The 20,276-nt window shown below is 61.3% G+C and carries 19 protein-coding genes and 1 tRNA gene; 15 read left to right on the plus strand and 5 right to left on the minus strand.

Annotated elements, in window-relative coordinates; all coding sequences use genetic code 11:
- The first annotated feature begins 121 nt into the window (after positions 1-121).
- From rpoD to BLV09_RS29960, 4 genes are all read left to right on the plus strand, one after another.
- Complete coding sequence (rpoD, locus tag BLV09_RS29950) at positions 122-2,248, plus strand: RNA polymerase sigma factor RpoD (RefSeq protein ID WP_146689953.1); 2,127 nt, start codon at positions 122-124, stop codon at positions 2,246-2,248.
- Between the two features lie 504 nt (positions 2,249-2,752).
- Positions 2,753-2,929 (plus strand): hypothetical protein, encoded by a 177-nt coding sequence (locus BLV09_RS37520; protein ID WP_167558919.1) that lies wholly within the window; start codon positions 2,753-2,755, stop codon positions 2,927-2,929.
- A gap of 37 nt (positions 2,930-2,966) precedes the next feature.
- The gene (locus BLV09_RS29955; RefSeq protein WP_146689954.1) at positions 2,967-3,278 is read left to right on the plus strand and encodes a helix-turn-helix domain-containing protein; all 312 of its coding nucleotides are present in this window, start codon (positions 2,967-2,969) and stop codon (positions 3,276-3,278) included.
- A 4-nt stretch (positions 3,279-3,282) separates the two neighbouring features.
- The gene (locus BLV09_RS29960) at positions 3,283-4,248 is read left to right on the plus strand and encodes a reverse transcriptase family protein (RefSeq protein WP_146689955.1); all 966 of its coding nucleotides are present in this window, start codon (positions 3,283-3,285) and stop codon (positions 4,246-4,248) included.
- Positions 4,249-4,338: 90 nt separating this feature from the next.
- Here the strand turns inward: BLV09_RS29960 and BLV09_RS29965 are convergent, their stop codons facing one another.
- On the minus strand, positions 4,339-4,707 hold the full coding sequence (locus BLV09_RS29965) for a hypothetical protein (RefSeq protein WP_146689956.1): 369 nt from the start codon (positions 4,705-4,707) through the stop codon (positions 4,339-4,341).
- Between the two features lie 481 nt (positions 4,708-5,188).
- Here BLV09_RS29965 and hutH point away from each other — a divergent pair, with 481 nt between their 5' ends.
- The 3 genes from hutH (at position 5,189) to BLV09_RS29980 (ending at position 8,944) form a co-directional block, all read left to right on the plus strand.
- Positions 5,189-6,766 (plus strand): histidine ammonia-lyase, encoded by a 1,578-nt coding sequence (gene hutH / locus BLV09_RS29970; RefSeq protein WP_146689957.1) that lies wholly within the window; start codon positions 5,189-5,191, stop codon positions 6,764-6,766.
- A 352-nt stretch (positions 6,767-7,118) separates the two neighbouring features.
- Entirely contained in the window at positions 7,119-7,913 is a 795-nt protein-coding gene (locus BLV09_RS29975) for a lytic murein transglycosylase (RefSeq protein WP_146689958.1), read from the plus strand.
- A gap of 227 nt (positions 7,914-8,140) precedes the next feature.
- Positions 8,141-8,944, plus strand: a complete 804-nt coding sequence (locus BLV09_RS29980) for a lytic murein transglycosylase (RefSeq protein WP_146689959.1) — start codon at positions 8,141-8,143, stop codon at positions 8,942-8,944.
- Between the two features lie 1,115 nt (positions 8,945-10,059).
- Here BLV09_RS29980 and BLV09_RS29985 read toward each other — a convergent pair.
- The gene (locus BLV09_RS29985; protein ID WP_146689960.1) at positions 10,060-10,902 is read right to left on the minus strand and encodes an SDR family NAD(P)-dependent oxidoreductase; all 843 of its coding nucleotides are present in this window, start codon (positions 10,900-10,902) and stop codon (positions 10,060-10,062) included.
- 179 nt (positions 10,903-11,081) lie between these two features.
- On the opposite strand from BLV09_RS29985, the gene BLV09_RS29990 reads away from it, so the two are divergent.
- The 5 genes from BLV09_RS29990 to BLV09_RS30015 all read left to right on the plus strand — a co-directional run bounded on the left by BLV09_RS29990 (position 11,082) and on the right by BLV09_RS30015 (position 15,773).
- The gene (locus BLV09_RS29990) at positions 11,082-11,480 is read left to right on the plus strand and encodes a response regulator (RefSeq protein ID WP_146689961.1); all 399 of its coding nucleotides are present in this window, start codon (positions 11,082-11,084) and stop codon (positions 11,478-11,480) included.
- A gap of 216 nt (positions 11,481-11,696) precedes the next feature.
- Positions 11,697-12,380, plus strand: a complete 684-nt coding sequence (locus BLV09_RS29995; RefSeq protein ID WP_146689962.1) for a hypothetical protein — start codon at positions 11,697-11,699, stop codon at positions 12,378-12,380.
- Positions 12,381-12,396: 16 nt separating this feature from the next.
- The gene (locus BLV09_RS30000; protein WP_146689963.1) at positions 12,397-13,008 is read left to right on the plus strand and encodes a LysE family translocator; all 612 of its coding nucleotides are present in this window, start codon (positions 12,397-12,399) and stop codon (positions 13,006-13,008) included.
- Positions 13,009-13,894: 886 nt separating this feature from the next.
- Positions 13,895-15,115 carry a GGDEF domain-containing protein gene (locus tag BLV09_RS30010; RefSeq protein ID WP_146689965.1) on the plus strand — a complete coding sequence of 407 codons (1,221 nt, stop codon included), beginning with the start codon at positions 13,895-13,897 and terminating at the stop codon, positions 15,113-15,115.
- Between the two features lie 34 nt (positions 15,116-15,149).
- Positions 15,150-15,773 (plus strand): peptidoglycan recognition protein family protein, encoded by a 624-nt coding sequence (locus BLV09_RS30015; protein WP_146689966.1) that lies wholly within the window; start codon positions 15,150-15,152, stop codon positions 15,771-15,773.
- 115 nt (positions 15,774-15,888) lie between these two features.
- On the opposite strand, the gene BLV09_RS30020 is transcribed toward BLV09_RS30015, so the two are convergent.
- Positions 15,889-16,233 carry a hypothetical protein gene (locus tag BLV09_RS30020; RefSeq protein WP_146689967.1) on the minus strand — a complete coding sequence of 115 codons (345 nt, stop codon included), beginning with the start codon at positions 16,231-16,233 and terminating at the stop codon, positions 15,889-15,891.
- 167 nt (positions 16,234-16,400) lie between these two features.
- On the opposite strand from BLV09_RS30020, the gene BLV09_RS30025 reads away from it, so the two are divergent.
- Positions 16,401-16,907 (plus strand): hypothetical protein, encoded by a 507-nt coding sequence (locus BLV09_RS30025; protein ID WP_244548849.1) that lies wholly within the window; start codon positions 16,401-16,403, stop codon positions 16,905-16,907.
- A 253-nt stretch (positions 16,908-17,160) separates the two neighbouring features.
- On the opposite strand, the gene rpoH is transcribed toward BLV09_RS30025, so the two are convergent.
- A complete protein-coding gene (gene rpoH, locus BLV09_RS30030) occupies positions 17,161-18,057 on the minus strand; it encodes an RNA polymerase sigma factor RpoH (protein WP_100385776.1) in 897 nt (298 codons plus the stop codon).
- Positions 18,058-18,272: 215 nt separating this feature from the next.
- Positions 18,273-19,277: an RluA family pseudouridine synthase gene (locus tag BLV09_RS30035; protein ID WP_433994365.1), complete on the minus strand. Its 1,005-nt coding sequence runs from the start codon at positions 19,275-19,277 to the stop codon at positions 18,273-18,275.
- Between the two features lie 82 nt (positions 19,278-19,359).
- Between BLV09_RS30035 and BLV09_RS30040 the strand changes: the two genes are divergently transcribed.
- Together BLV09_RS30040 and BLV09_RS30045 are read left to right on the plus strand one after the other, a co-directional pair.
- Entirely contained in the window at positions 19,360-19,701 is a 342-nt protein-coding gene (locus BLV09_RS30040) for a hypothetical protein (RefSeq protein WP_100385777.1), read from the plus strand.
- Positions 19,702-19,776: 75 nt separating this feature from the next.
- A tRNA-Glu gene (locus BLV09_RS30045) sits at positions 19,777-19,851 on the plus strand.
- Positions 19,852-20,276: the final 425 nt, after the last annotated feature.

A 20,276-nucleotide genomic window follows, 5' to 3' on the forward strand; every position in this document is an offset into this window, starting at 1 on the left:
CCGGTTGGAGCACTTTCAGGGTGGCGAGACATCTGCGCCGCCCTTTGCGCGTCATACGTGACGTTTGGATCAAGGCGGGCGCGGCGACGCATCCAGCATGAGCGCGTTTTAGGAGCAATGAATGGCCACCAAGGCAAAGACGCTGCAGGTCAAGGACAAGGAAAAAGACGACAAGGCCGCAGATGCGCCTGAGAAGGATTCAGCCGACGCGCCGTCGCCGTTGCTCGATCTGTCGGACGCCGCCGTCAAGAAGATGATCAAGCAGGCCAAGAAGCGCGGCTTCGTGACCTTCGATCAGCTCAATGAAGTGCTGCCGTCGGACACCACCTCGCCGGAGCAGATCGAGGACATCATGTCGATGCTCTCGGACATGGGCATCAACGTCTCCGAGGCTGAGGAAGCCGACAGCGAGGACGAGAAGGAAGACGATGCCGACGACACCGACAACGAGCTTGTCGAGGTCACGCAAAAGGCCGTCACCGAAGTCAAGAAATCCGAGCCGGGCGAGCGCACCGACGATCCCGTGCGCATGTATCTGCGCGAGATGGGCACCGTCGAGCTGTTGTCGCGCGAAGGCGAAATCGCGATTGCCAAGCGCATCGAGGCCGGCCGCGAGGCGATGATCGCAGGGCTGTGCGAAAGCCCGCTGACCTTCCAGGCCATCATCATCTGGCGCGACGAATTGAACGAAGGAAAGATCTTCCTTCGCGACATCATCGATCTCGAAGCCACCTATGCCGGCCCCGACGCCAAGAACAACATGAACCCGGCGATGCTTGCCGCGCCTGTCGGTGCTGACGGCCAGCCCGTCGCCAACGGCAATGGCGCCGCACCCGCGCATGTCGCCCCGCCCGCCGCGCCGCCGGCCCCGACGCCGTTCCGCGCCGTGCCCGCCGCCGGGGTCGGTGCCGACGTCGAGGAAAAGGAATCTGCCGAGTCCGCCGCCGACGGCGACATGGACGACGACGAGTTCGAAAACCAGATGTCGCTGGCGGCGATCGAAGCCGAGCTGAAGCCGAAGGTGGTGGAGACCTTCGACAAGATCGCCAGCGAGTACAAGAAGCTGCGCCGCCTGCAGGAACAGGACATCGCCAACCAGTTGCAGAGCGAGACGCTGTCGCCGTCGCAGGAGCGCAAGTACAAGAAGCTGAAGGACGAGATCATCGTCGAGGTGAAGTCGCTTCGGCTCAACCAGGCCCGTATCGATTCACTGGTCGAGCAGCTCTACGACATCAACAAGAAGCTGGTTTCGTTCGAGGGCCGCCTGCTGCGCCTCGGCGACAGCCACGGCGTCGCGCGCGAGGATTTCCTGCGCAATTATCAAGGATCGGAGCTCGATCCGCGCTGGCTCAACCGGGTCTCGAAACTCTCCGCCAAAGGCTGGAAGAATTTCGTCCATCACGAGAAGGACCGCATCAAGGAGCTGCGCGGTGAAATCCAGCAGCTCGCCGCGCTGACCGGGCTCGAGATCGGCGAATTCCGCAAGATCGTGCATGGCGTGCAGAAGGGCGAGCGCGAGGCGCGCCAGGCCAAGAAGGAAATGGTCGAGGCCAATCTTCGCCTCGTGATCTCGATCGCCAAGAAATACACCAACCGCGGCCTGCAATTCCTCGACCTGATCCAGGAAGGCAATATCGGCCTGATGAAGGCGGTCGATAAATTCGAATACCGCAGGGGTTACAAGTTCTCGACCTACGCGACGTGGTGGATCCGGCAGGCGATCACGCGAAGCATTGCCGATCAGGCGCGCACCATCCGCATTCCCGTGCACATGATCGAGACCATCAACAAGATCGTGCGCACCTCGCGCCAGATGCTCAACGAGATCGGCCGCGAGCCGACGCCAGAAGAGCTTGCCGAAAAGCTCGGCATGCCGCTTGAAAAGGTGCGCAAGGTTCTCAAGATCGCGAAAGAGCCGCTGTCGCTGGAAACGCCTGTCGGCGACGAGGAAGACTCGCATCTCGGCGATTTCATCGAGGACAAGAACGCGATCCTGCCCATCGATGCCGCGATCCAGTCCAATCTGCGCGAAACCACCACCCGCGTGCTGGCCTCGCTCACCCCGCGCGAAGAGCGCGTGCTGCGCATGCGCTTCGGCATCGGCATGAACACTGACCACACGCTAGAAGAAGTCGGCCAGCAGTTCTCGGTGACCAGAGAGCGAATTCGCCAGATCGAGGCCAAAGCGCTGCGGAAGTTGAAGCATCCGTCAAGGTCGCGGAAGCTGCGGTCGTTTCTCGATAACTAATTCAGAGGTCGTGCCCGGGCTTGACCCGGGTATCCATCGAGACAAAGCGGCGGGCGAAAGCCCGCCGTTTTTGTTCGGGCTCGGAACAATCAAAAGAGCCCTGTGCGGCCAAAACCAGACAAAACAGGAACTCCAGCGACTTTGTCGCGAATCAACGCTCAATCTCACAATTAACTTGCAATTCGAAGTCAACAGCGATTATAGCTCGCTGACAGCGAATTTAGTTTGCAAGCGAGTTCCGAATCAGTCGTGAGTGTTGGCTCGCTTGGGCGACATTCATGCCTCCCAAACCGGGCGAGTCAAATCGCTCTAGGGATTCGAAAGAATCCTCCATTGGCCGGTCGTGCGGCACCTGTTCCTGCGTCGCGCGCCCTCCGCCAAACATAGGCGAACATCGAAAAGGCTTCGATGTTCGCCTGGGAAGCTTAGAGGTCCTTTCGTTCGAGATGCTCTTTGTTCAAAGGCACCGGGGCAATTTTGCACCGGCGAACAGGGAGACGGTCAATGGTCGATACCACTGATCCACCAAGCGGCGAACGAAAGCGTTCTGGTTTCTGGCGACAAGTGCGTGGCTTCGGCCGCAACCTTGTCAACAGACAGACGTTCATTATGGCCACCCGCGTCCTCACGTTGATGGTGCGGATAGTCGAACTAGTGAACAGGCTACGCGGCGATCTCTAAGCTAATTTTCCCAATTTTCGAAAGGTTGAGTGAATCGATGTACGACCGGGCACTGAAATTAATCCGGCAATACCATCGGCTGTCGCAGGCGGAGCTTGCGGACGCCCTCAATCTATCGCGGTCATTCGTATCCGAACTCGAAAAGCCCGGAGGGAAGAAGCCAAGTATTGATGTGCTTGAGCGTTATGCCAACTATTTCAAAATCCCAGTCTCGTCGCTGCTCCTATTCGCTGAGCGATCAGGATCTTCGGAGTTGCGCGAAACGTCTCGAGCTTTTGCCGCCGACAAGGTCTTAAAAATGCTGGAGTGGCTCGAGGAAACCACGCGTGACGAGCTGCGAGCTGGTTGATCCGATGAGGAAGAAACCTCGAACCGATCTCCCTCTGTCAGATTGCTGGCTCTCTGCAATTGACTCACCTTCCACTCTCGCCCGACGGTTATCTACACCAGGCCATAAGTTGTGTGTCGACGATCTTTCGTCCTTCGCGCGAGATACTGGAAACTATCGACTGTTCCCAATTTTCAACGAGAAGGGCAAAGCGCGTCCTATCCAATGGCCGAAGCGCCGCCTGCAAGGTGTTCACGCCCGAATTCATAAGTTGCTCTCGCGCGTCGCAGTTCCGAAGTATCTACATTCAGCTGTGCGAGGGAAATCATACATTTCCAACGCAGCCGCACACGATCCGAAAATGCCAACAATCAAAATTGATGTGAAGAAATTCTTTCCATCGGTTTCGCGCGTGGTGATTTTTAATTTTTTCGCGGGCCCACTAAAATGCCGCCGTGACGTTGCGGGATTGCTCGCCGATATTCTGACCTTCGATGCGCATCTCCCAACGGGAAGCGCGGCAAGTCCGATAATCGCGTACTACTCGTTTAAACCTATGTTTGATGAAATCGCACAATTCGCGGAATCTCTCGGCCTTACGATGACATGTTATGTCGATGACATGGCCTTGAGCGGTCCCCGCGCCAACAAAGGCGTTCTTTACGCGATTAGGGGCATTATTGCCCGGCACGGATTGAAATCACATAAGGCGCATACTTTTTCAGGCTTGCAGCCAAAAGTGGTGACGGGTGTTTGTAATACGGCCGCTGGTCCTCGCGTTCCCAACAAGTTGCATTTGAAGATCAAGAACGGGTTTGATGCTTTGGCGAAAGCTCAAAACGCGGTTGAAGAAGGCAAAATATTGCGACCGTTGCTAGGAAGAATGGAAGCCGCAGCGCAGATCGACCCCGCATTTAAGGCTCGGGCTAAAACTGTCCGTGCAAAGTATTCGCGACCAAAAGATGTAGGGGGACTTGAAAAAATTGAATAGAAACTCGTTTCCGGCTTGGTCCCTTAACTCGGTCAATGCGACCGCGTACTAAGCGGGACGGTGGTAACTCTAAAAATATCGAGTCGCCACTTATCCTTCCGCCGCCGGACAACTCGGCCCGAACCACCACGCGCTTTCCGTAAACGTCACCGGCACCACGCCGCCCGCGACACGTCGGCCCGATGGATGCAGGTTCAGCGATCCGTCCGGCGCGAACGCGCGGTCAAAACTTCCTTCATCGGTCATGGTGAGATCGGGGCCCGACCAGCGTCCGGCAAAGGTCAGGCGTGGTGGCTGTTCGATCTGGCCGGTGAAGTTCCAGAACACCGGCCGATAATAGGCGCGCAGGCGAAACGCATGTCTGTCCATGTCGGACCACACGCGGCCCGGCGTTCCGCCACGCAGCTGAAGCCGGTAGCGCTCGCCAAGCGGTGTGCAGAGATAGCCGTCGCCGCGCACGCTGGTGGACGCAAGAATGCGCGAGCCTGAGGGCGACGGCGAAAACCAGATGTAGAACGTGTAGGTGCCGGACGCGGCGTGCGCGACGCCGACGCCTTGCCGGCCACAGCCGCGTGCGTCCGCCGACCCGATAGATCCACGGCGAGAACGCGGCGTTGACGGTGATGTAGAAAATCGCGCCGAGCGCCAGCAGCACGAACAGGCTGGTCAGGCACCCGACGCGGCGCCTGCGGGTGGGTGGCTGGCCTTCGATCATGGCGCGATGATGAAATGGGCCGCCCGGGCTTTTAAGCAGAGCGCGGCACTTTCAAGGGGGAATGCTCCGGAAAACGGAACGCATTGGTGATATCATCATTCAAGCCTGCGCCATCGATCGTGGCGAATGACGCGAGGATAATAAGGATCATCGCCTGTCTGCAACTCCGCGGAACAACCGTGAGTTCCCGGTTTCCCGCATTTCATCCGGTTTGGACGAGATGTCATGAACCCAGCCAATCCCGCCTTCCCGAGCACGGCCGTCCTGAAGCCGGGAGCGGTCGACCTCCCGCTGCTGAGACGCATCCATGCAGGTACCGTTGCGCTGTCGCTGGATCCCTCGGCAACCACGGGCATGCGGGCTTCACAGGCCACGGTTCAGGACATCGTCGACAGCCACAAGGTGGTCTATGGAATCAATACCGGCTTCGGCAAGCTGGTGAGCACGCGGATCAGCAACGACCATTTGGCCGAACTGCAACGCAATCTGGTGCTGTCGCACAGCGTCGGAACGGGTGAGCCGCTCTCGCCTGCCGTGGTCCGGTTGGTGCTCGCGACCAAGGTCGTGAGTTTGGCCCGTGGGCATTCCGGGGTACGGCCGGCGCTGGTCGATGCGCTGCTCGCCTTGTACAACGCGGGCATCACTCCCCGCATCCCCGCCAAGGGATCGGTCGGCGCGTCAGGGGATTTGGCTCCCCTTGCACATCTGGCGTGCGTGCTCATCGGTGACGGCGAAGCCTTCACCGCCGATGGAAAAGTCGTGAAAGGGAGCGAGGCCCTGGCGCTGGTCGGGCTGGAGCCCTTTGTGCTCGGTGCCAAGGAGGGGCTGGCCCTGCTCAATGGCACGCAGGTATCAACCGCTCTCGCGCTCTCAGGCTTGTTTGGTGCGGAAGACGTCTTCGCGTCGGCGTTGATCTCGGGGGCGCTGTCGCTCGAAGCCATCCAGGGCTCCATCAAGCCGTTCGATGCGCGCATCCACGAGGCGCGCGGGCAGGCCGGGCAGATCGCTGTTGCGGCCGCGGTGCTTGCGCTTCTGGAGGGCAGCGAGATCGTGCCGTCTCACGCCGATTGCGGACGCGTGCAGGATCCGTACTCGGTGCGCTGCATTCCGCAGGTCATGGGCGCATGTCTCGACAATTTGACGCACGCGGCGCGCGTGCTGGCGATCGAAGCCAATGCAGCGTCGGACAATCCCCTGGTGTTCGCCGACACCGGCGAGGTGATCTCAGGGGGAAACTTTCACGCCGAGCCGGTGGCCTTCGCCGCCGACATTTTGGCGCTCGCGATAGCCGAGATCGGCGCGATGGCGGAGCGGCGTATTGCGCTGCTCGTCGACAGCGCATTGTCGGGCCTGCCGGCATTCCTGGTGCGCGACGGCGGGCTAAACTCCGGTTTCATGATCGCGCAGGTGACGGCCGCGGCACTTGCATCCGAGAACAAGTCGCTGGCCCACCCCGCGAGTGTCGACAGTCTTCCGACTTCGGCCAATCAGGAGGATCATGTATCGATGGCAACTTACGCGGCGCGCCGGCTCGGCGAGATGGTGAACAACACGGCCGTCGTGGTCGGCATCGAGGCCATGGCCGCGGCCCAGGGCATCGAGTTGAGGCGCCCCCTCAAGAGTTCACCGCTGATCGAAGCGGAGTTCGATACGATCCGCTCGCGCGTAGCCTTCCTCGATCGCGACCGCTATCTCGCGTCGGACCTCGAGGCCATGAGGCTCTGGGCCTTGCATGCCGATGGGCACATCGCTCCAGCGCTGCTCGCTGCCATACTACCCAGTCAACCCGGGGCATTTTCCTGATCGCGTGCCGCTGCTCGGTGACCGACGCCTGCGTCGAAAGCCCAGGCGAGGCGATCACCTGGCGCTTGTTCCGTTGCCGGACCAGACAGGTGCGGCGCGAAACTGATCCGTGGCCGGAATCATTCCGATCATAGCGGCTCTCCCTTCGGCTGACGGGTCCAGGGGATACCGCCGCGCAGCCGCTTGATGTGGATCAACTGATTTGCAGGCGACAAGCCGCCGGGCGGCAGGTCGCGGGCGCAAGGGGCATTTTCGAACGAAAAATGGCATGAGAGGTGTTACGATCTCGGGCCACCCGTTATGCCCAAGGTATTGCCAAGGGACTGCCAAGCGACTGCCAAGGGACTTCCTGATGACCACGCGCACAAAATTGATAATGGCCGCTATTCTGACCCTGCTCGCGGGCCTGAGCCCACAAGCCCGCGCCGCCCAATGCGGCAGTGGCCCCGGCGGGTTCGAAGCCTGGAAGAGCGAGTTCGCCCAGGAGGCGAGGGCCAAGGGCGTCGGCGCCTCGGCCGTCCAGGCCTTGATGGCGACGAACTACGCCTCGGCGACCATCGCCGCCGATCGCGGCCAGCGAAGCTTCAATCTGTCGCTCGACGCGTTTCTCGCCAAGCGGGGTGCTGCGACCATCGTTGCGCGCGGACGTTCGCTGAAGCATTCGCAAGGCGCGATGTTTGCTTCCATTCAGCAGCGTTACGGCGTGCCGCCGGGCCCGTTGCTCGCCATCTGGGGCATGGAGACGGGGTTCGGCAGCCAGCGCGGCAACCAGAACATGCTCTCGTCGATCGCGACGCTGGCCTATGACTGCCGGCGGTCGGCCTATTTCACCGAGCACCTTTACGCGGCGCTGCAATTGATCGATCGCGGCGCGCTGTCGCCGGCCCAGCGCGGCTCCATGCATGGCGAGGTCGGCCAGACCCAGTTTATGCCGAAGAACATTCTCGCCTATGGTACCGGCAATCTCGACGTCGCGGCCAACGCGCTGAGCTCGACCGCGAATTTCCTGAAAGCCCATGGCTGGCGTGCGGGCGCCGGATATCAGCCGGGAGAGCCCAACTTCGCCGCCATCGAGGCTTGGAATGCGGCGGGTGTCTACCAGCGCGCCATCGCGCTGATGGGCCGCCAGATCGACGGAGGCGAGTGAAGCGGGCTTGCGGGACGCGCCTCTGATGCAAGCGTTACCAGTCTCTCCATCGTCATTGCGAGGAGCGAAGCGACGAAGCAATCCACCTTTCTGCACGTTGGCGATATGGATCGCTTCGCGGAGTCTGTCATCGGGCGCGCATGCGCGCGACCCGTTGGCTCGCAATGACGGTGTGCGGCGCGTATTTTCATGACATGATTGAGATAATCGAGCAGCAAAGGATTCGCATGCGCAAGTTTTATTTGGCCATTTTGTTCAGCACGGTCATCGCCACCCCCTCGTTCGCCGCCCGTTGTGGTGGGGATTTTAATTCCTTCGTCGCCAGCATGTCGGCGGACGCGCAGGCGGCCGGCGTCTCGCAAGCCGTTATTTCGCAGGCGTTCGGCGGTGTAACGCAGGACATGGCGGTGCTGAATTTTGATCGCCGCCAGCGCTACACCTTCAACAAGACGTTCGAGCAATATGTTTCGACCCGCGTCGGCTCGGGGCGCATCAACACCGGCCGGGCGATGCTGCAGCGGAACGCCGCGCTGCTGTCGCGGATCGAGGCGCGGTTCGGCGTGCCCCGGCAGATCCTGGTCGCGATCTGGGGGCTGGAGACGGATTTCGGCCATGGCGACATGGGCAAGCTGCCGGTGATCCGGACGCTGACCACGCTGGCGCATGATTGCCGCCGCTCCGAGCTGTTCCAGGGCGAATTGCTGGCGGCGCTGAAGATCGTGCAGCGCGGCGATCTTCCGTTGCGGGATTTGATCGGCGCCTATGCCGGCGAGATCGGCCAGACGCAATTTTTGCCGTCGTCCTACATCAAATACGGCGTCGATTTCGACGGTGACGGCCGCGTCGATCTGCGCCACTCAGTGCCCGACGTGCTCGCTTCCACCGCGAACCTCTTGCACACCAACGGCTTCAAGATGGGCGCGCCCTACGGCGAAGGCAGCGAAAATTTCGAAGCGATGCGCGAATGGAATCACGCCACGATCTATCGCAAGACGATCGGGTATTTTGCGGATCAGCTGGTGGGAAGGTGATTGCTATTTGCCGTCATTCCGGGGCAGCCCGCAGGGCTGAACCCGGAATCTCGCGCCAATAACTTCGAGATTCCGGGTTCGATGCTGTCGCATCGCCCCGGAATGACGGGTGCGTTTGCGAGGAAACGGCGATCCAGGTTAGTTCGTCATGCCCGGGCTTGTCCCGGGCATCCACGTCTTGGAGGCACCCAAGCAAGAAAGACGTGGATGGCCGGGACGATGCCCGGCCATGACGGGTGTGGTTTAGGCTGGTTACAAAAACCGCCCGTCGGGCAAATCACTGTCCAGCCCCGTTTCGAAAAATATTCCACTTTCGTCCATAACCAAATCACCCCTATAGCCGCGCCGTCCCGCTCCCCAGAGGGGCGGCTCGCGATCGTCACGAACGCGGGGCGGGATGCGGTGGACGCGCGCGGCGCTGTGGACGAACGGCGCCTATGCGTGGACGGCGAAGTCGTGTGGTCCTGACGCCTCGATGCCGGCGTCAAGTTGGTGATGATGCTTCGCATCACACCGACGACGGTGACAAGAAAGCCCGATCGCCGGGGAGAGCACGAAGGAAACCGTTAAAACCACTGCGCAGGGAATGCCGGGTGAACCGGTGTGACCGCGGTGACTAACTCGTGTGCTTTTTTTCACTGCACGCGAGGCTGCGGGGCGCAACGGGCGCCCGGCATTCCCTGCGCCCTCTGATTTTCAGAACAGGGCAGGACGTTGACCAGCAAACCTCGCGCGAGGTGCGGCGAGATCGCGAAGCCGTGTCTGACATACGCGTCGTGCCCGGGCAAAAGCGCGAAGCGCGTCTTCGCGCCAGATGACCCGGGCATCCATCAATCTTCGCAATAACTTTTTAGAAGGGGATGGATTGCCGGGTCGAGCCCGGCCAGGACGAAGTAATTCCTAATTGGCTGCTTGATGATCGAGAAGCATACTCCACGTCGTCCCGGCCTTGAGCCGGGACGACGCATCGCCGTCATTCCGGGGCATGCGTCAGCATGAACCCGGAATCTCGCACCGACAACTTCCAGATTCCGGGTTCGCGACTTTGTTGCGCCCTGGAATGACCGCTCGAAGCTTCTGGATTGCTTCGTCGCTTACGCTCCTCGCATGACGAATTACTTCCCCTTCTTCGTCGCCTTCTCGATCAGGCGCGACAGCACCTTCCAGTAGGTCGCGGGCCTAAAACGTTGCACCAGGTCCATCAGGCGGGCGTCGTTGCCGATCAGGATGCGCGGCTGGTTCTTCTCGATGCCTTCGATGATGCGCAGCGCGGCAGCTTGCGGCGTGGTTTTGGCGACCGCGTCGAACCGTTCGATCGCCTGGGCGCGGCGGACATTGTCGGTCATGCCGGTGCCACGGCGCGAGTTGCGGGCGATGGCGGTGGCGACGCCGCCGGGATGCACGACCGAAAGCCGAATTGGGCTTGCCGCCGCCTGCAATTCGTGGCGCAGGCTTTCCGAAAAACCGCGCACCGCGAATTTCGCCGCCGCATAGGCGGTCTGGCCGGGCGGCGCGACGATGCCGAAGATGCTCGAGAGGTTGACGAGGTGCGCCTCGCGCTGCCGCGAAAGATGCGGCAGGAACGCGCGCGTCGCATGCACCACGCCCCAGAAATTGATGTTCATCAGCCAGTCCATCTCGGCCTGGTCGATCTCGCCGAAAGTGCCCATCAGCGCGACGCCGGCATTGTTGACGACGATGTTGAGGGCAGGGTGGGCGGTTACAGCAGCCTGCGCGAACTGTGCGATCTGCTCGGGTACGCCGACATCGACGCCATGCGTCGTGACCTTGCGCTGATGGTCGCGGGCAATCTCGGCGGCGACTGCCTGCAAGCCGGTCTCGTCACGATCGGCAAGGGCGAGATCGCAGCCGCGCGCGGCAAGCTCCAGCGCCAGCGCACGGCCGATGCCGCTGGCGGCGCCGGTCACGGCGGCAGCGGATCCACGGATCGCAGTCATCGGGTATTAGCTCCATGTGGGAGGAAAGAATGTGGGGTGAAAAAATGTGCAAGGGCATGCAGCCCTGGGGAGGCCGCAACGGGTTCCCCGGTTTTTATGCCGGGAACCGGAAACCATCCAGTCCTTTCGGCCTTTAACTAAAGTTACTTCTTCGGGGCTGATTTCACAGGAGGCCCTTCATGGGACAATCGAAGCCCTTTCGTGCCACTGCGCTTGTTGTCGAAGACGACCCGATGCAACGGGAAATGATTTGTCTGCTGCTCGAAGAGAGCGATTACGATGTGATCCAGTGCGAAAGCGCGGAAGCGGCCGAACTGGTGCTGGAAAGGAACGGCGGCTCTTTGCGGCTGATGATGACCGACGTCCACCTCGCCGGCCACATGAACGGTGTCGAGCTTGCGCACATCGCCAAGCGGCGCGTGCCCGATATCGACGTGATCGTCACCTCGGGCATGCCGCTGCGGCAGCCACTCCCGGACGGCGCCCAGTTCTGGTCGAAGCCGTGGGCGCCGCTCGACGTGATCCGTGCGGCGGAACGGATGTCGCTTGCGCACCGGGCCGCCAACGACAACGCGTGAGCCGCACTGCTTCCGCGACCGCGGGCGTCGTGATATCGGCAGTCCCTGATATCGGCAGTCGATGACGCTGTCCTTGCCCGCAAGATGGCTGATCGCGCCGGGCGCGTGCGCTGCTCGCCGGAGGCAGCGGCGTTCCCGAAATCGCGCAACGTCAGCGCGGAGAATTTAAAATCTGCTATGCTCGTGGCGAGGCACGGTTTGCAGAGGGAGGGCGCAATGACGGGGGTTTTCCGTGTTTTCTGTGTAATCTCGGCGGTCGGCCTTTTCGTGGTCGGAATGACCCGGGCCGATGCCCAAACGCCGGCTGGCACAGCCCAGATGCCGCCTGCCGCCGTCCAAGGCGGCAACGGCGCAGCGCAAGCCGGGTCCGCAGTTGTCGTGGACCAGCTCAGCGAATTCCAGAAGGAGAGTCTTGAAATCGAACGACAGCGACTGACATTGCAGCGCGATCAACTGGCGCTGGATCGCGAAAAGAGTGGCTGGACTTTCCTCGGTGTCGCAGTTCCCCTTATGGCTGCCGTTGTCGCGTTGATGGCCGGCATAATTACGATGTTCTTTCAGGCCCGCGCGCAGTTCAACATGAAGGCAGCCGAGCTTGTGCTGGGTTCCTATTCCCCGGCTGCCGCCAAGAGCCGGGCCGCGATGCTTAGTCGAATGTTCTCGCATTGGCTGAGGGCGGATTTTCCTCAGTCGTTTTCGGCCAATGAGTTTCCGGGCACTCGCCTGCAAGAGATGAAAATGGAATTATTCCGGGCTCTTCGCGCCAAAGATGCCGACCCGGAACAGGTGGTGCGGCATTGGCTCGCGGTATTCGATGGCGAGAAGAGCCGTTTCAGCGAATTGTTTCCGGATCTGGCGACGCCCGGGCAGGCAACGAATACCCCCAATCAAAAAAGCTGAAGGACGTGTGACGCCTATGTCGATTGCCTTTCTGCTGACCTCGCTGGTCGTGGTCGTCTCTCCCGGCACCGGCGTGCTCTATACGCTCGCGGTGGCGCTCAAGCAGGGTTCTCGTGCGAGTGTCGCCGCCGCGTTCGGCTGCACGCTCGGGATCGTGCCGCACATGCTGGCGGCCATGCTCGGGCTTGCCGCCGTGCTGCACACCAGCGCGGTGGCGTTTGCGACGCTGAAATGGCTGGGCGTGTTCTATCTGCTCTACATGGCGTGGCAGGCGCTGCGCGAGACCGGCGCGCTTGCGATCGACGCTCCGGCCGCAGGGCGGTCGCACCGGCGCGTGGTCGTCACCGGCTTTCTGATCAACATCCTCAATCCGAAACTGTCGATCTTCTTTCTGGCGTTCCTGCCGCAATTCATCGCGGCCGATGAAAGCCATCCGCTGGCGCGGATGCTGGAATTGAGCGGCGCATTCATGGCGCTGACGTTTGCGGTGTTCGTGGTCTATGGCTTGTTCGCGGCCGGCGTCCGCGACCGCATCATCTCGCGGCCGAAGGTGATGACCTGGCTGCGCCGCAGCTTTGCGGCCGGGTTCGCCGCGCTCGGCGTCAAACTGGCGTTCGCGGAGCGGTAATAGCCACACCACCGTCATTGCGAGCCAGCGGATCGGCAGAGCGCCATCCGTTGACAGGATCGGCAAAGCAATCGAGAAGGCCCACAGAGCAAGACTGGATTGCTTCGTCGCGAACGCTCCTCGCAATGACGGCGGAAGGAGACTGCGTCGCGTTTGATGATAGAAATCAAAAGGCGGGCTCGAGGCCCGCCGTGTCAATTAAATCGCTCATCTGAAATTGGATGCCCGGGCAGAGCGAGGCTCCACCCGGGCGGAAAGTCACTTCTTGGACTTCTTGGCCTTTTTCGCCTTCTTCGCCTTTTTAGCCTTCTTCGCTTTCTTAGCCATAGCATCCTCATTTGAGTTAATGGAATGAAACGCGACACGAGGCATGCTCGGCGGAGGGCCAACCTCGCAACATCCTCGAATACAATCCCAGCAGATTCGGAGCGCGATGCCCCGCACCGTCATGCCTTTGTCATTGCGTTATCCACAGTTGTTATGGGTTTTTGCACGATTTTCGACACGCTAAAGCCTTTTCGAGTGAAAGCGGAGCACCTCCGCTCGCAGCAAGTGCGTCAAGGGATGGAGCTTCGGCCTGATCTAATTAGAACGAGAAAGCGCCAGACGACGTCACGGTCGACGACGCGAACGATCGAAGCGGCTTCACGCGGGCGCGACAGAGTTAACAAGACACGAAGCCAGAGCATGTATCTGCTCTGATCCGGAACAGGCGAGGCAATGCTCACGGTTCTTCATCAATTCAAAACCAAACTGCGGATTGCCGCGGCGAGGGTGAGAGTCCGTTAAGCGAGGTGGTTGCATGTTACTCCGTAAGATCACGGGGATGGTCTGGGATGGTGTTCTATAACAGGGGAGACGGGGCCTTGTACGTTCCGGGTTCACAATGCTGAACGTACCGACGTTGTGGACGGTATTCGTCATCAACTTTCTGGCGCTGGGCCTGATCTGGGCCTACATCGTGCGCAGCTACCCCAATTTCGAGGCCGCGCGGTTCTGGACCGGCTCGGCGTTTACCGCGGCCGCTGGCGCGGCGTTCGCGATGCTGCGCGTCGTCGCGGTGGACTCACTGCTGCCGTTGCTGGCCGCCGGCACATTTCTGATTTTCGCCGCCTGCCTGGCTGCGATGGGCATCAAGCGGTTCTACGGCCAGGGAGGCACCTGGCTCGGCACCGCGCTGATCACGGGATTGAGTTTCTCCGGCCTGGCGTTCTTCATCTTCGTACACGACAGCCTCATGATGCGGATCGCCGTCTATACGATCGCTCAATCCCTGCCGCTGGCGTTGAGCCTGAAACCGCTGCTGTCGCGGCAGAACGGCCACATCAATCCCGGCGCCCGGCTCGCCGGCGTGGTCGCCAGCATCATTATCGCCATCTATGTCGCGCGCCTTGCGGGCAGTCTGTTCGGCGCCGATATTTCCTTCGTTCATTTCAGTCCGTTCCAGTCGGCCGTGATCCTGTTGCTGGTTTTCCTGTCGATGGCGTTGAATTTCGGTTTCCTGCTGATGGCGATGGACCGTCTGCGCAACGAGGTCGCCGATCTCGCGCTGCTTGACGACCTCACCGGAGTCGGCAACCGGCGGCATCTGTTGCAGCGCCTGACCGAGGAATGCGCGCGGTCCGAACGCAGCGGCGCGCCTTTCGCGCTGCTGGTGATCGATCTCGACGGCTTCAAGGCGATCAACGACACCCACGGTCACGCCGCGGGTGACGCCTGCCTTCAGCATTTCACGTTGATGGCGCAGACCCGGTTGCGGCCCGGCGATATGCTGGCGCGCACCGGTGGTGACGAGTTCTGCGTGGTGCTGCCGGCCAGCACCGTGCGCGAGGGCGCGATGATCGCACGCCGCATTGTAGATGTGTGCCGCGAAGACGCCACGCAATGCGTCGGCGCCGACATCCCCGTCTCGGTTTCGATCGGCGTGGCGCAATGGACTCGGGAGATGGGCGCATTCCCCGACCGCTTGATCGCCTCTGCCGATCACGCGCTGTATGCCGCCAAGAAAGACGGCAGGAACTGCCATGCGATCTATGATCCGGCGTCGCCGCCGCTGGCGCCTGAACTTGAAGCCGCTATCGAGCAGGCCCTGCGCAAAATCGCCTGAGCGTGTTATGGAGCCGGTTCATCGGAAGCTGGCCATGATCGCCCGTTTGCTGGCGCTCGCGTTTTGCGTCGTCGCGATTTTTACCTCGGCCTCGGCGCAAACGCCGGACCTCTCGGCCATCGCGCGTCAGTCCGGCACGCCGGACATTCCCGGTTTGAAGATGGTGTGGCTGGCGCCGTGGGGCGATCTGTCCAACGCTCATCCCTGGCGCAACATCATCGTGCATCAGACCGAGGGCCCGGCCGGTTCGGCGCGCTGGGGTGCGTCGGAGCAATCCAAGAATCCGACGCGGCGCGGCGTCACCGTCTGGGTCGAAACCGATGGCACGGTGTATTGGTCGGTGCCGGAAAATCTCGTGCCGACCCATGGCGACGGCGGCAACCGCAACGACAACAAATATATCGACAACAGCCCGACCTATCATCAGGTGGTCGGCAACAACTCGATCGGCGTGGAATTCGCCGGCAATTATCCTGATGTGACGCGCGGCGCCACCGACGCGCAGATCGCGGTATGGCGGATTCTGGTTGCCGTGCTGCGGGCGCGCTACGGCATCCCCGTCGATCGGGTCTACGCGCACGACTGGATCGACTTCAAGGATGCCCGCTACTGCGAAGGCTGCGCGCTCGCGACGCTGGCAAGAGAGTGGGGGAAGTAGGGTGGCTAAAGCGAAGCGTGCCCACCATCCCAAGATTTGATCTATCCAATTTAAGAAAGACGTGGATGCCCGGATCAAGTCGGAGCAAGACGGGTTGAGAAGTTCTCTTTCTTCTTCAAATCGGCTGCGCCATCCAGCGAAAGAAGCGGCTGATCAGGCCGGGGCGCCGCAGGCGCTGCTCGGGCATGGTCTCGTCTTCGGCGACGCAGCGCTGATAGAAATATTCATAGAAGCCGAGATCGTTCGGTTCGGTGACGGTAAAACTCTCGCCTCCGACAAACACCGTGTAGTCGAAGAAGAACGGCCCGAGGAAAGGCATCGTTGGCGTGGCGCGATCCTTTGAGATCACAAACTCCGCTGGCTCAAGTCCGTGCGCGACCATGGCCTGCTCGAGCCGCGGCAGCCGGCGCATGAACTCGGGCGAAAACCCGCCGACGGTTGATTGCAATCTGATCGCCATGACGGCCCGCGAGAACGCCTCGCTCCTCGGTTTGGCAGCAGCATCTCTGTTCGTCTTTGTCACTTAATCCCGGCGGCCGGTTCATGCCAGCTTGGCCCTTTGCCTGCGCCGTTATACCCTGCGTCATACGCGCATGGACCGCACTCGGTCCGCAGGGGGATTTCGCGATGTCGGCTTCGACGGTCTGGCCATTTGCATCGGCTCACGGTCAGATGTTTCGCCCCCACGGGATGCGAGTTTTTCGGATTTTTCCCGCCATCATTGTTCTGTTGTGCACGTCGCTGCTGGTGGCACTGGAGACGCCGAGCAAGCCCTTTCTCGACAGGAACAGCTTCTATCTCTCCTCGGCTGGATTTCGGGTGCAGGTCGCCAATGATGAAGCCGGAAAACGCGTGCTGCAGGCACTGCCGCCGCATCGTTTCGTGATTCACAGGAACGGCGGCAATGTGCGCTATCTCTATGCCGAGCCGATCCACTGTGTCTGCGTCTTCATCGGCACGGAGGAGAATTATCAGGACTATCGCGATATTCTCAGCCGGCCACTGCCGCAAGCCGACAACGTTTCACCCGATTACAAAACCCAGGCCGAAGCGCTGTTGTATGGCGATCCCTACGATTGGGACAATCTCAACCAGCCCGACAGCGTCGCGGATTATCTGCGGGCTTATTACTGAGGGATGAGGCGGCGCGCGCAGCACTCCCCCGCTGTCGTCGCCCGGCTTGACCGGCCGATCCAGTATCCCGAGCGCCAGTTGGAGTGCAGGGTGCAAAAAGCGAGCGCTCCGGAGTACTGGATGCCCCGCCTTCGTGGGGCATGACGACCTGAATGTGTTGGCGGAGGGACGCTTTGATTGGTGAAGCGCCGTGACCAACAAAAAAGCCGGCGTTGCCGCCGGCTTTGATGTCTCTGTTTCGATGGCGCGCAAATTAATGCGCGGCTTCCAGTGCGGCTTCCTGCCGGGCGATCGTACCCTTGACCGCGGACTGCACCTTCTCGAAGGCGCGGACCTCGATCTGCCGCACGCGCTCGCGCGACACGCCGAACTCGCTTGCCAGATCTTCCAGCGTCATCGGCTCTTCCGCCAGACGGCGCGCCTCGAAGATGCGGCGTTCCCGGGGGTTGAGTACGCCGATGGCGCCGTTCAGCGCCTGACGGCGATGATCGAACTCCTCGTGCTCGGCCATGATGGCTTCCTGGTTGGGCGAGTTATCGACCAGCCAGTCCTGCCATTCGCCGGCCTCGCCGTCGTCCCGGATCGGCGCGTTGAGCGACGCGTCGCCGCCGAGGCGGCGGTTCATGTCGATCACGTCCTGGTCCGTCACGCCCAGCCGCTTGGCGATCAGCTTGACCTGGTCGGGGCGAAGATCACCCTCGTCCAGTGCGGAGATCTTGCTCTTCGCCTTGCGCAGGTTGAAGAACAGCTTCTTCTGGTTCGCGGTGGTGCCCATCTTTACGAGCGACCACGAACGAAGGATGTACTCTTGTATTGACGCCTTGATCCACCACATGGCGTAGGTGGCGAGACGAAAACCCTTTTCAGGTTCGAACCGCTTCACTGCCTGCATCAGGCCGACATTGCCTTCCGAGACGACCTCGGAAATCGGCAATCCGTAGCCGCGATAGCCCATGGCTATCTTGGCCACGAGCCGGAGATGGCTGGTGACAAGCTGATGTGCCGCGTCGCGATCATCATGCTCACGCCAGCGCTTGGCGAGCATGTATTCCTGCTGGGGTTCCAGCATCGGGAATTTGCGGATTTCGGCGAGGTATCTTGAGAGGCCGGATTCTCCGTTGAGAACCGGCAAGGTAGCTGTACGGGCCATTTAGCGCCCTCCAGTGGTTCAGGCCCCCGATAGCGGCGGGCCAGGCAGGCGGCCTCTATGTTAAAGCCAGTCGCTCTGCGATGTTCCGCGTTGGATATTCAACGCAGGTGCAACATACACCAAAACGGGGGGCCTTTGGAAGGATAACCGGAGTCACGTCACCGTGTGGCTGCCATAACCTGTTGGCATAACATCGCTTTTCTGAGAGGCCTGCGTCATAGCGCCGCTCGTAGCCTCTCCTGCAGGAGAAGCAAATCCTCCGGCAAGGCCGCCTCCCAATGCAAAATTTCCCCTGTTTTGGGGTGCTCCAGCGCCAGGAGGTATGCGTGTAGCGCTTGGCGATCGAGGGTGCTCAAGGCCGCCTGGCTTTCGGGACCGAGACGGCCGGCCTTGGTCTTGAAGTGCGGGCCATAGACGCCGTCGCCCATCAGGGGATGGCCGATATGGGCGAGGTGGACCCGGATCTGATGGGTGCGCCCAGTCTCGAGTTGACAGGCCAGCAGCGCCGCGATCGGCTTGCCGTCGCGGCCATTGAACGCTTCCTGGATTTCCCAGTGGGTGATGGCCTCGCGGCCGCCGTCGCGCACCGCCATTTTTTCCCGCGCGTGCGGGTGCCGGTCGATCGGCGCATCGACGGTGCCGCGCTGCCGGTTGGGCAGGTCCCACGCGAACGCCTTGTAGCCGCGGCGCATGGCGCCGGTGCGGCCATGGTCGGCGAATTGCTCGCTCAGCGATTGATGCGCCCGGTCGTTCTTCGCCACCACCATCAGCCCGGTGGTGTCCTTGTCGAGCCGGTGCACGATGCCCGGACGCCGGACGCCGCCGATTCCGGAAAGGCTCGCGCCGCAATGGGCAATCAGCGCATTCACCAGCGTGCCGGTCTCATGGCCGGCGGCGGGATGCACGACGAGGCCCTTGGGCTTGTCGATGACGATGATGTCATCGTCCTCATAGACGATATTAAGCGCGATATCTTCGCCCCTGGGCTCGGCGGGAATGGCTTCGGGGACGTCGATTGTGATCGTATCGCCGGCGGCGACATGATAAGCGGGGTCGCGGATGGAAGCGTCGCTGACGGTGACCGAACCGGCCAGGATCAGCGCTTTCAGCCGCGAGCGCGACAGCTCCGGACGGCGTACCGCCAGCACGCGGTCGAGCCGGGCCGATCCCTCGTCGCCGCCGACGGTGACTTCCAGCCTTTGACCGCTAGTTGATGACAAGCCTTGTTCCTTTTTTGTTTGAGCATGATCCGGTCGGAAAACCGGTTTCCACTTTTCCGGATCATGCTCTAAAGAGCCCTTGATGACCGATACCGCTGCTACTGTTGCGCCCGAACCGACACCCGAGCAGGCCGCCCTGTTCGCGCGGGTACGGCGGATGATGCTGATTGCGGGCCTAACCACGACGCTGGCGGTGGCGGCCGTGCTGATCGCCATCGGCTATCGCCTTTTCCGCTCAGAGGGAAGCACTGTCGTCACCGACGTCACCGCCACGCTGCCGAAAGGCGCCCGGATCGTCGCGACCGGCGTCGCCGGCGACCGGCTGCTGCTGACACTGGATATAGGAGGTGTGACCGAAATCCGCACCTTCGACGCGCATACGCTCAAGCCGGCCGGGCGGTTGAAATTCGTCAGCGAGCCCTGAACGGCACGATCCGCCGGAACGGTGTCCGCCGCGCCTTGCAGCGGGCCGATTTCAAGGCTATTCCCTGAACCGCACGCTCCCTTCGTCTAGCGGTTAGGACGCGGCCCTCTCAAGGCTGAAACAGGGGTTCGATTCCCCTAGGGAGCGCCAGCAAAGTCAGGCACTTAGGTAGCCATCAGCCGCGTTGGTTGAATAATGGTTGAATAAGACGCTGGTGAACAGCGGCGAACGCTTGGGGAATTTGCTGCCGACATTAGCAGACTAGCCTCCGCGCGATGCCTCACTGTGGCTGGCGCATTCGCGAAAAATTTCCTCGCCGCCCTTGGTTTCCGGAAATATTCAAACCGCCGCTGACGTGCGCTGTCGTACGCGAGCGCCCTCGGATGTTCGCATTGACGTTGCTCGTCGCACAATCAACTCTTGTCCTGTCGAGCTTTGTGCGAATAGGAGGGCTACGTGAGATACAATCGACGAGAGAAAACTGGCGGACAACAGTCACAAGTCAGTCTATCCGCTCCGAAAGCCGCAGAACCGAGCACGATGCCATTCGCCCAGCGGCTCACCTGCACGATTGA

The organism is Bradyrhizobium canariense (assembly GCF_900105125.1).
In the GTDB taxonomy this organism is placed as follows: domain Bacteria; phylum Pseudomonadota; class Alphaproteobacteria; order Rhizobiales; family Xanthobacteraceae; genus Bradyrhizobium; species Bradyrhizobium canariense_A.